Here is a 9,664-nt window from a genome sequence, read left to right on the forward strand (position 1 = left end):
ATGGGATATCCAGAACCGGATCAAGACTTCGAACGACTGCTCAAGGCCATGGCCGCGAAGGAGATGCGGGCCTGCCCGCCCGACCCCGGCAGAGAGCGCGCGGCTCTGAAGCGCTTCCGGCGCCGGATGCGCGCCCACCGCGCAGCCGAACGCCGCACGCGGCTCGCCGCCGCGCTGCGCGGCCTTCCGCCGCACCTCCTTCCCTCGGGAGTGGGTCCGCGGGTCGCGCTCGTCATCGTCGTGGTCGTGCTCCTGATCGGCACGGTCGCCGTCCTGGGCCTGGCCTCACCGGCGGACGGGCCCGCCGGGAAGCCCGGCATGGCGGCCCGGGAACCCGTGCCGGGGCGACAGGGGCCGTCCAGACCCTCGATGCGGCCCACCGGAGCGCGGAAAGGGACCGTCGAGACGTCGCTGTCGGGCCGGACGATCGTCGACGGCACGAGGCGCCCCGCGAGCCCTTCCCCGCAGACGGCGGCGGACCCTGCGGCCGGGACATGGATCGTCATGGGAAAGACCATTCTCCACACCCGCGAAATCCTCCTGATGACGAAACCCGGACCGGTGGAGGTCACCGCCACGGTGAGCGCCCTGAACACCGGGAAGCCCTGTGAATGGACGGTCTCCGCCGGCCCGTCGCGCAGCACGCGGAAACCGGCGACGACCGGACCCACCCTCGTCACCTTCGCCGTGCCGACGCCGGCAAACAAGATCACATTGGGCGTCAGGCACGACTCGTCCGGCCCGGGCACCGGGGCGGAGGTCTGCACGATGGCGAACATCCTCGTCAAGGAGCGGCCGTCGCCGTCCCCGCCATCGCGCCCAGGCGGCAGATCAGGCACACGCGGCAAGCCGGATCACCCCCGGCGCCGCACCAAGGGGTCGGCGGTCACCGCGACGCGGACCCCGACCCCTGCACCATCGCCCACGCGATCCGTGGTTCCGCCGTCCGCGCCGCCCACCACCGAAACGCCGAGCCCGGCACCGGTGTCGCCCACCGCCTCACCCTGACAGAGCCCCCATTGACAGAGAGGACGTCCCCCCACGTGGAGAAGGCAGCAGAGTGCCCGCCACCGGACACCGCCTTTCGCAAGAGCAGCCGTTCCGGCGGCGAGAGCAACTGTGTCGAACTGGCTCCGATCCCCGGTGGCACCATCGCCATCCGCGACAGCAAGGCCCCGGACCACGGCCTGCTGGCCGTCACCGCCGGACAGTTCACTGAACTTCGCGACCGCATCAGGAAGGGAGCCCTGGATCTTCGTCCCTGACCCGAACCCCTGAGGGCCTCGCCTCCCCGCGAGGCCCTCAGGTCCCCCACCGGCCATGACGCGGCGATGCCCTGCTGCTCCCGCGACGGCCGGAGGGCGCCGGGGACCCCGGCGGGGGTGGTGGGGTGGGGCTTTAGGGTGGCGCGGTGTGGGGTTGTTTCCGGTTGCGGACGGCGGAGTGGACGAGCCGCTCTATCGGCGGGTGCGGCGGGGGCTTGAGGAGGCCATCGTCGCCGGGCGGTTCGAGGACGGGCGGCTGCCGTCCTCCCGCGAACTGGCCGTCGAGCTGGGCGTGTCGCGCAATACCGTCAACCAGGCGTACCAGGAGCTGGTCACCGACGGCTTCGTGATCGCGCGGTCGCGGTCGGGCCACGTCGTCAACGACGAGATGGCCGTGCGCCCGGCGGCGCGTCCGGCGGTGCCGGCGGCGCCTCGCTGGCTGGACCGGCTGGCTCCGCCGCCGGGTTGCGCCGAACTGCCGCACATCCGCAAGCCGGCGGATTGGGACGCTTACCGGTATCCGTTCGTCACCGGGCACCTGCCGCCCGAGACGTTCCCCGAGCGCGCGTGGCTGCGCTGCCTCAAGGAGGCGCTGCGGCCCGAGCACCGGCGCCACAGCCTTCAGGACGGCATCGACGCCGACGATCCGCTGCTGGTCGAGATGATCTGCAAGCAGATCCTCGCGGGCCGGGGCGTCGCCGCGACCCCCGACCGGGTCCTGGTCACCATCGGTTCCCAGCAGGCGCTGCACCTGGTCGCCACCGCCCTGGTGCAGACGGGGACACGGGTCCTGGTCGAGAACCCGGGCTATCCGGACGCCCGGCACATCCTCGCCCGCGCCGGGGCGCGGCTGGTCGCCGGGGACGTGGACGACAGCGGCCTCATCGTCGACGAGCAGCTCCTGGACGTCGGGATGGTCGTCACCACGCCGACCCATCACTACCCCTCGAACGTCACGATGAGCGGCCGGCGCAGGCAGCGGCTCGTCGCGCTCGCCCGCGAGCGGAACATCGTGGTGGTCGAGGACGACTACGACAGCGAGCTGCGCTTCGTCGGCAGGGCGTCCCCGGCGCTCGCCTCGCTCGACCCCGACGCGGTCGTCTACCTCGGCAGCTTCTCGAAGTTCCTGGCTCCGGGCCTGAGGCTGGGGTTCGTGCACGGCCCGCCCGCTCTGATCGAGCACCTGCGGGACCTGCGCCGTTACACCGTCCGGCACCCGTCCGGGCACCAGCAGCGCGCCCTGGGCCTGCTGATCGCCTCCGGCGAGTACCGGCGCGGTGTGCGGCATCTGCGCGACGCGCTGCGGCTGCGCTGGGAGGAGGCGGTCGGCGCCGTGCGGCGGCACCTGCCCGACTGGGCGATGCGTCCGCGTGCGGGCGGGGTCAGCGTCTGGATCGGCGGGCCGTACGGGCTGGACACGCGCGAGCTCGCCGCCCGCGTCGCGGCGCGCGGCGTGCTCATCGAGCCCGGCGACACGTTCTTCTACGCCCCGCCGGTGCCCAGGCACTGGATCAAGCTGGGGTTCGGCGCGATCGACCCCGCGCGGATCGACTCCGGGATCGCGCTGCTCGCCGAGGAGGCGGACCGCATGGCATCTGGTACCTGAGGATCACTCGGAACTGGCTCTTTGCAGGGCACCACGCGACCAATACCATCCTTTTCCGACTGATTTGATCTGGAAAGTGGGGTGCAGGGAAGGTGGCGCGAGCCCTGGTGCTGAGGGCCGGCGGGGTGCTGGCCCTCCTGGCCGTCTGGTGGGCCGTCGCGGCCGCGCACCTCTGGTCGGAGGTGTTCGTCCCGCCGCCCGGCGCGGTCTGGCACCAGCTGGTCCAGACGTCCACCACGCACGACGGGGTGCGCGGTTACAGCGGCCACATGCTGTACGAGCACCTGGGGGTAAGCCTGCGCCGCATCCTGCTGGGAAGCCTGTACGGCGTGGCGGGCGGGATCGTGCTCGGCCTGGTCATCGGCCTGGTGCCGACCGTGCGGGCGCTGCTCGGGCCGCTCGTGACGTTCGTGCGCACGCTGCCTCCGCTGGCCTACTTCAGCCTGCTGATCATCTGGTTCGGGATCGACGAGGCGCCCAAGGTGACGCTGCTGTTCGTCGCCGCCCTGCCACCGGTCGCCGTGGCGACCGCCGAGGCCGTGCGGGGGGTGCACGAGGACTACGTCTTCGCCGCCCGGTCCCTCGGGGCGCGCCGGTGGCAGATCCCGCTGAACATCGTGCTGCCCTCCGCCCTGCCCGAGATCATCACCGGCGTCCGGGTCGCCGTCGGCGTCGCCTACACCACCGTCGTCGCCGCCGAGACGGTCAACGGGGTGCCCGGCATCGGCGGCATGATCCGCGACGCCCAGCGCTACAACCAGACCGACGTCGTCGTGCTCGGGCTGCTGGCCATCGGCGCCTCCGGCCTGCTCATCGACGCCCTGCTGCAACTGGCCGAACGCCGCCTCGTCCCCTGGCGCGGCAAGTCCTGACCCCCTGCGAGACCTGAAGAAGCAAGAGGTACGACCTTGAAGAAGACCTACGGACTCGTCCTCGCCGCGCTCTGCCTCGGGCTTGCCGCCTGCTCCTCCGGCACCGGCGCGAGCAAGGCGGCCGCCGGCGGCGTCAACGGCGACGGCACCCCGAAGACGCTGCGGATCGGCTACCAGCTCATCCCGAACGGGGACCTGGTCGTCAAGGACCGGAGATGGCTGGAGGAGGCGCTGCCCGACACCAAGATCACCTGGTCCAGGTTCGACTCCGGCGGGGACGTGAACACCGCGATGATCGCCGGTTCGCTCGACATCGGGCTGGCCGGGTCCAGCCCGGTGACCAAGGGCCTGTCGGCCCCGCTGAACATCCGCTACAAGGTGCCGTGGATCTTCGACGTGATCGGCGAGAACGAGGCGCTGGTGGCGCGCGAGGCCGCGTCAGTCGCGGCGCTCCGGGGCAAGAAGATCGCCACGCCGTTCTCCTCGACCTCCCACTACAGCCTGCTGGCCGCGCTGCGCGACGCCGGGCTCGCCGAGTCCGACGTCAAGATCATTGACCTGGAGCCGCAGGACGTCCAGGCCGCCTGGCAGCGCGGCGACATCGACGCCGCGTACGTGTGGACGCCGGTGCTCGGCACGCTGGAGAAGACCGGCAAGGTCCTCGTCACCAGCAAGGAGCTGGCCGCCAAGGGCCAGGTGACCGCCGACCTCGCCGTGGTGCGCACCGAGTTCGCCGACAGGTACCCGAAGGCCCTGACCACCTGGCTGCGGCAGCAGGACCGGGCGGTCAAGCTGATCCGCGGCGACAAGGCAGGCGCGGCCGCCTCCGTCGGACGCCAGCTCAACCTGCCCCCCGCCGAGGCCGCGCGCCAGATCGACCAGCTCATCCTGCTGGACGGCGCGCAGCAGGCCGGGCCGGAGTACCTGGGCACGGCTGCCAAGCCCGGCGCGTTCGCGCAGAACCTCCACAGCGCCGCCCAGTTCCTCAAGGCGCACAACCAGCTCCCCTCGATCCCGGCCTTGAGCGTCTTCCAGAAGGGCCTGGCCACCAAGGAACTCGGCGATGCCTTCCCCAGCTGATCCCGCGGTCTCCCTCCGGAACGTCTCGCTGGTGTTCGGCGGCGGGCGCGGGCTCCTGCGCGACCGCGCCACGGTGCAGGCGTTGCGGGACGTCGACGCCGACATCCCCGCCGGAGAGTTCGTGACCATCGTCGGCCCGTCCGGCTGCGGAAAGAGCACCCTCCTGCGGCTGGTCGCGGGGTTCGCCGAGCCCACCGCCGGAGAGGTCTCCGCGGCCGGCACGCCGGTCACCGGGCCCGGCCCGGATCGCGGCATCGTCTTCCAGCAGCCGCGCCTGTTCCCGTGGCTCAGCGTGCGCCGCAACGTCGAGTTCGGCCTGCGCACCACCCGCACGCCCCGAACGCGGCGCGCCGAGCGGGCCGACGAACTCCTGCGGCTCGTCGGCCTCGCCGACGCGGCCTCGCGGCGGCCGTACGAGCTGTCCGGCGGGATGCAGCAACGCGCGGCCATCGCACGGGCGCTGGCGCCCGACCCCGACATCCTCCTGATGGACGAGCCCTTCGCCGCGCTGGACGCCCTCACCAGGGAACGGCTGCAGGAGGAACTGCGCCGCATCTGGCAGCAGACCGGCAAGACCGTCCTGTTCGTCACGCACAGCGTGGACGAGGCCGTTTTCCTCGGCACCCGCGTCATCGTCCTCAGCAAGCGCCCTGGACGGATCGTCCTCGACAAGGCCTCCACGCTGCCCGGCGAGGACGACCCGCACGCGCACCAGGACTTCCTCACTCTGCGCGAAGAGATCGCCGCCGCCGTCCGCGAGGCAGCGGCCTGAAACCCACCACCCTCTCCGCAGGAAGGATCGCCATGCGTCTGCACTGGTTCCTGCCCACGACCGGCGACGGCCACGAGGTCCGGACCGCCATCATGAGCACCGACGCGCACCGCCCGCCGGGGCGGCCGGGCAGCGTGCGCTACCTGACGCAGGTGGCGCGGGCGGCCGAGGACGCCGGGTTCGAGGCGGCCCTCACCCCGGTCGGCGCGGGCTGCCCGGACCCGTGGATCATCTGCGCGGCGGTCGCCCAGCACACCGAACGGCTGAAGATGCTCGTGGCGTTCCGCCCGGGCTTCACCCTGCCGACCCTCCTGGCCCAGCAGGCGCGGGCCTTCCAGGAGATCTCCGGCGGCCGCCTGCTGCTGAACGTCGTCACCGGCGGCGACCCGGTCGAGCAGCGGTCGTACGGGGACTTCCTCGACCACGACGCCCGCTACGCCCGTACCGCCGAGTTCCTCGACGTGCTCCGCCGCACCTGGGCGGGCCGCCGGTACGACTTCCACGGCGAGCACTACGAGATCGAGGACGGCCTGACCGCACCGCTCGACCCGGTCCCGGACGTCTACTTCGGCGGCGCGTCCCCGGCGGCCGAACAGGTCGCGGCCGGCCACGCGGACGTCGCCCTGATGTGGGGCGAACCGCCCGCGGCCGTCGCCGCCCGCGCCGCCCGCCTGCGAGCGCTCGCCGCCGCCGAGGGCCGGCGTCTGCGTCTCGGCATCCGCCTGCACGTCATCGCCCGCGACACCGCCTCGGAGGCATGGGCGGAGGCCGGACGCCTGCTCGCCGGCATGGATCCCGCCCGCATCGAGGCCGCGCAGCGGCGCTTCGCCCGTTTCGACTCGACGGGCCAGCAGCGCATGGCCGCACTGCACGGCGGTTCGGCGAAGGGAGCGGACGCGCGGAGCTTTGAGGTCGCGCCGGGCCTGTGGGCCGGCGTCGGACTGGTGCGCGAGGGCGCCGGGACGGCCCTCGTCGGATCGTACGACGAGGTGGCGGAGCGGATCCGGGAGTATGCCGACCTCGGGATCGAGGAGTTCATCCTCTCCGGCTGGCCCCACCTGGAGGAGGCGTACCGCGTCGGCGAGTACCTCATCCCCCGGCTGGCGCCCCGCCCGGCCGGGCTCGGAGCGGCCTGAGCGACGCGCGGCCCCGCTGACCCGCGGGCCGCTGCGGGTCAGCGGGGCTTGACCTCGCGCAGGCGGCCCGTCTCGACCTCGTACACGAATCCGCGCACCGCGCCGGTGCGCGGGATGAACGGGTCGGCCTTGATCCTGCCGATGGACTGCTGGACGTCCTGGTCCAGGTCAGTGAAAGCCTCGGCCGACCAGTCCGGCTTCAGGCCCACCTCGTCCTGGATGGTGGCCTTGAAGCCGTCGTCGGTGAAGGTGAGCATGCCGCAGTCGGTGTGATGGATCAGGACGATCTCCCGGGTGCCGAGCAGCCGCTGGCTGATGGCCAGGCTGCGGCGCACGTCCGCGGTGACCACCCCGCCGGCGTTCCGGATGACGTGCGCGTCCCCCTCCGACAGGCCGAGCAGCCCGTAGGGGTTGAGGCGAGCGTCCATGCACGCGACCACCGCCACCCCCTTCGCGGGCGGCAGAGGCAGCTCCCCCTTGCCGAAACCCGCCGCGTAACGCTCGGCGTTGACGAGCAATTCGTCCGTCGTGCTCATGAGTCCTCCACGGGTTGCCTCCGGCTAGAACAGGACCCTATACCAACTAAACAAGTAGGAATAGTTTCCAACTGGCCATGGGCGCGTCACCCCGCCGTTCGTCTAGAAACTCTCAGTGAGTTCGCCGGTGCTGGTGAGGGGGTCGGGGCATCCGCCCCGGCCGACGGCGCGCATGCCGCCGTCGCGGGCGGCCGGGACGCAGGCGGTGGTCCGAGGGATGCGGGACGGGGTGTGGAGGGAGGCGGCGAGGGAGCCGACCAGGGTGGTCAGGCGTTCGAGCCCGGCGTCGAGCGACGGGGCTGCGAGGCACTCGACGAGGGCGGTGCCGACGATGACGCCGTCGGCGGAGGTCGCGACTCCGGCGGCGTGGGCCGGGGTGGAGATGCCGAAGCCCACGCAGACAGAGGTGGTCGTGACCCGGCGCACCCGGTCGACGAGGCTCTTCGCCTGAGCGACGTCCACCTCGCCGGAACCGGTGAGACCGAGACGGCCCGCCGCGTAGACGAAGCCGGTGCAGGCCGAGGCGATACGGGAGATCCGCTCGTCAGACGCGTCCGGGGGGACGACCAGGATCCGGGCGAGCCCGTGCGCGTCGGTGCTCGCCGTCCATTCCGGCGCCTTGCCGTCGGGCAGATCCGGGACGATCGCCCCGCAGCCTCCCGCGATGGCGAGGTCGCGCGCGAACCGCTCGGCCCCGTACCGCTCCACGGGCGCCCAGTACGTCATGCAGACCACAGGCACCCCCGCCGAGGCGAGGGCCGTCACGGCGGTGAACAGGTCGGCGATCCGGGTCCCGCCCCGCAGCGCGCTCTCGGTGGCCCGCCTGATCACGGGACCGTCCATGACCGGGTCATCGTGGGGAAGGCCGATCTCGACGATGTCGACACCGGCCTCGACCATGGCGAACATGGCCTCGATCGAGGCCGGCACGCTGGGATGGCCGATCGGCAGGTAGCCGACCAACGCCGGCCGGCCCCGCTCCCGCTTCGCGGCGAGAACGCTCTCCAGCCACGCGCGACCGCCCTGCTCGCTCATCCGCAACCCCTCCGGCACCAGGCTCGCGCCCACCAGTAGTCGATCTTGGACATACTGTGGCCGTCCGAACCGCTTCCGGGAAGGGGTTTCGCATTAACAATTGTTGCGTCCGATGAACTTCCCCCTCCACCCCGTGGCCGCCAGGGCTGGCCCCGGGGCCTAGACCTCCAGCCGCATCCAATGATCGATGAGCCGTCGTCGTTGGTAGCGGCAGCTGCGACCTAGGGTCTGTCGTCACACCGAGGGCTGCACGACCATGACCCCGGAGTCGACCACAAGCGGATCGAGCAGAGTACGCGTGGAGAGTCCAAGAGAGCGGCGGGCTTGGCCCCTACCGCGGGGATCGCAGGCGCCGGCTTGAGCTGAGGGCGGGGACCCCCGCCGCTGCGACGGGACGAGGCGGTGACGGCCGATCTCTCGCCGCTCGACCGTGGACGCGTCCAGTGCATCAATGCCGTCCATGCCGTCTCCTACTGCCCTTTAGTGCAGGTGTTCGCGGCAGGCGAGTTCACGCTGTGGCTGCCGTCGGTCGCGGCGTTCGCCCCCGCAGCGGCGCCGGGGCGCCGTTCCCTGGCCACTACGCGCAAAGCAGCCTCCAGGAGCGGCATGATCCGCTCATCGTTGCCGGCTTCGACATCAACGATGAACCGAAGCGCCTCAGGTCGATCCCACCGATGCAGCGGCCGCGAAGCTCTTCGGAGAGGCCGTTCAACTCATACAGCGCACGGCCGTGGAAGCCTCGAGAGCGATACATCATTTCCCAGCCCGGTGAGGTGTAGCGAACAAGGACGACTTCCCGGCTCTGCAGCGCGTCCTGCACCACATCTTCGCATTCAAGACGGGCGTAGGGTGGCAGCAATCTCTCTCCGCCCATACCTATGAGTACCGTGCACGCATTTTCATCGCCAGGTCAAAGTCCCGCCGATAGCTCCACTCCTCTTTTGGAGCAAAGCTCAGCACCGCCCCAAAGAACTTCACCGCGCCCGCCGCCAAGCCGCAGACAACACTCTTCTCCGAGGCCACTACCCGTCGCCGATCAAGTCCATTCTCGAATGTCACCAGGACTCTCGCACCGGAGACCCTCTTAAGATTAAGCATGAACCTGCGCTCAGGGAAATTGAACACTTCTTCCCTGCCCGCCGCGAAGTTCTCAAGGTAGGTCAGAAGAAGAGACCACAATGCATCGATGGTGTCGACCTCATCGCGCCCGAGAATTGGAACCTCATTAACACGAAGTTCGATAGCCCCCTGCACGCGATCATCCCGAGAGAAGGAAAGTCCACAGCCCTCGACCGGCACAATCTTCTCCCCGACGACCACAAAGGTCCTCGCTTCCGATGTCATCGACGACCGCATCCTCTC

At 71.0% G+C, this 9,664-nt stretch carries 11 protein-coding genes; 7 read left to right on the top strand and 4 right to left on the bottom strand.

The annotated features are described in order from the left end of the window. The 7 genes from ABD944_RS13400 to ABD944_RS13430 all read left to right on the top strand — a co-directional run bounded on the left by ABD944_RS13400 (position 1) and on the right by ABD944_RS13430 (position 6,731). Positions 1–1,008, top strand: coding sequence for a hypothetical protein (locus tag ABD944_RS13400; protein ID WP_345175862.1), 1,008 nt, complete (start codon positions 1–3; stop codon positions 1,006–1,008). 35 nt (positions 1,009–1,043) lie between these two features. Further along, complete coding sequence (locus tag ABD944_RS13405; RefSeq protein ID WP_345175865.1) at positions 1,044–1,265, top strand: DUF397 domain-containing protein; 222 nt, start codon at positions 1,044–1,046, stop codon at positions 1,263–1,265. A gap of 178 nt (positions 1,266–1,443) precedes the next feature. Next, entirely contained in the window at positions 1,444–2,871 is a 1,428-nt protein-coding gene (gene pdxR, locus ABD944_RS13410; RefSeq protein WP_345175867.1) for a MocR-like pyridoxine biosynthesis transcription factor PdxR, read from the top strand. Between the two features lie 92 nt (positions 2,872–2,963). Then, positions 2,964–3,743, top strand: coding sequence for an ABC transporter permease (locus tag ABD944_RS13415; RefSeq protein ID WP_345175869.1), 780 nt, complete (start codon positions 2,964–2,966; stop codon positions 3,741–3,743). 36 nt (positions 3,744–3,779) lie between these two features. Next, positions 3,780–4,823: a taurine ABC transporter substrate-binding protein gene (locus ABD944_RS13420; RefSeq protein ID WP_345175871.1), complete on the top strand. Its 1,044-nt coding sequence runs from the start codon at positions 3,780–3,782 to the stop codon at positions 4,821–4,823. Next, positions 4,807–5,595 carry an ABC transporter ATP-binding protein gene (locus ABD944_RS13425; RefSeq protein WP_345175873.1) on the top strand — a complete coding sequence of 263 codons (789 nt, stop codon included), beginning with the start codon at positions 4,807–4,809 and terminating at the stop codon, positions 5,593–5,595. The genes ABD944_RS13420 and ABD944_RS13425 overlap by 17 nt, the downstream gene beginning before the upstream one ends. A 32-nt stretch (positions 5,596–5,627) precedes the next feature. Continuing rightward, positions 5,628–6,731 carry an LLM class flavin-dependent oxidoreductase gene (locus ABD944_RS13430; RefSeq protein ID WP_345175874.1) on the top strand — a complete coding sequence of 368 codons (1,104 nt, stop codon included), beginning with the start codon at positions 5,628–5,630 and terminating at the stop codon, positions 6,729–6,731. A 38-nt stretch (positions 6,732–6,769) separates the two neighbouring features. Here ABD944_RS13430 and ABD944_RS13435 read toward each other — a convergent pair whose 3' ends face one another. From ABD944_RS13435 to ABD944_RS13450, 4 genes are all read right to left on the bottom strand, one after another. Further along, a complete protein-coding gene (locus ABD944_RS13435) occupies positions 6,770–7,267 on the bottom strand; it encodes a beta-class carbonic anhydrase (protein WP_345175875.1) in 498 nt (165 codons plus the stop codon). 102 nt (positions 7,268–7,369) lie between these two features. After that, the gene (gene trpA / locus ABD944_RS13440; RefSeq protein WP_345175876.1) at positions 7,370–8,302 is read right to left on the bottom strand and encodes a tryptophan synthase subunit alpha; all 933 of its coding nucleotides are present in this window, start codon (positions 8,300–8,302) and stop codon (positions 7,370–7,372) included. A gap of 577 nt (positions 8,303–8,879) precedes the next feature. Further along, positions 8,880–9,161 carry a hypothetical protein gene (locus ABD944_RS13445; protein ID WP_345175877.1) on the bottom strand — a complete coding sequence of 94 codons (282 nt, stop codon included), beginning with the start codon at positions 9,159–9,161 and terminating at the stop codon, positions 8,880–8,882. A gap of 17 nt (positions 9,162–9,178) precedes the next feature. Next, positions 9,179–9,646 carry a hypothetical protein gene (locus ABD944_RS13450; protein WP_345175879.1) on the bottom strand — a complete coding sequence of 156 codons (468 nt, stop codon included), beginning with the start codon at positions 9,644–9,646 and terminating at the stop codon, positions 9,179–9,181. Positions 9,647–9,664 lie beyond the last annotated feature (18 nt).

It is taken from the genome of Actinomadura verrucosospora (assembly GCF_039540335.1).
In the GTDB taxonomy this organism is placed as follows: Bacteria; Actinomycetota; Actinomycetes; order Streptosporangiales; family Streptosporangiaceae; genus Spirillospora; species Spirillospora verrucosospora.